Below are 857 nucleotides of genomic sequence, written 5' to 3' on the forward strand. Positions count from 1 at the left end.
GTAGGAAAAGACAAAGCTACAAAAGCAATAGAAGATAAGCTTAAAGAAAAAGAAAAAGAGATTGACAACAATAACAAGTTAAGTCCTGCAGAAAAAGAGGCGGCTAAGAAACAAGCCCAAGCGGAAGCGGACAAAGCTACACAAGCCATTACGAATGCTCAAACCCAAGATGAGGTTGCCAACTCTCAAGATGAGGGAACTAAAGCTATAGACGATGTGAATCCAATAGGAACAGACATGGCGGTAGATGCCATAGCAGAAGCTGCAGCAATAAAAATGGCTGAGATAGAGGATAATGATAAATTATCAGAAGACGAAAAAAATGCAGCCAAGGAAGAAGTAGCGGAAGCTGTCAGAAAAGCAGGCGAAGCTATTAGGAAAGCTAAGAAAGCTAAAAATCAAGATGGAGTTGATCAAGCCCAAGCAGATGCACTTTCTGAAGTAAATGCAATCAATCCAGTAGGAAAGGACAAAGCTAAAGCAGACTTAGATAAGGCAGCAGAAACTGAGAAGGCAGAAATCAATGCAGACACCAGCCTCACATCGACAGAAAAAGAGCAAAAAGTCAAAGACTTGGAAGCTAAATTAGCTGAAGAAAAAGCTAAGATTGACTCAGCAGCAGATGCTGATAAAGTAGCCGAAGCTAAGGAATCTGGCGAAGCCGCTATTGCAGGAGTCCACACAAATGGTGACTTAGAAGCTCTTAAGAAAGCTGCTAAAGCAGACTTAGAAAAAGCAGCGCAAGCAGAAAAAGCAGCCATCGCAGCAGATAAGAGCTTAACAGCAGCGCAACGTGCTGAGAAAGAACAAGCTGTAGAAGAAGCACGAAAAGCTGCCGAAGCTAAGATTGACTCAGC

The 857-nt window shown here is 42.5% G+C and carries 2 protein-coding genes (both only partly in view); both read left to right on the forward strand.

All coding sequences use genetic code 11. From position 1 onward, the window contains the following. The coding region annotated (locus HT688_RS11260; protein WP_172923801.1) for a DUF1542 domain-containing protein crosses the window boundary (this coding region is incomplete at its 5' end): on the forward strand, window positions 1-857 show 857 of its 873 nt. 16 nt of the annotated region lie beyond the right edge of the window. Then, window positions 848-857: part of a DUF1542 domain-containing protein coding region (locus HT688_RS11265; protein WP_172923802.1), annotated on the forward strand (this coding region is incomplete at its 3' end). Its footprint extends 474 nt past the window's final position; the window shows 10 of its 484 annotated nt. The genes HT688_RS11260 and HT688_RS11265, both read left to right, overlap by 26 nt.

It is taken from the genome of Streptococcus sp. 1559, from assembly GCF_013276735.1.
Taxonomy (GTDB): Bacteria; Bacillota; Bacilli; order Lactobacillales; family Streptococcaceae; genus Streptococcus; species Streptococcus pseudopneumoniae.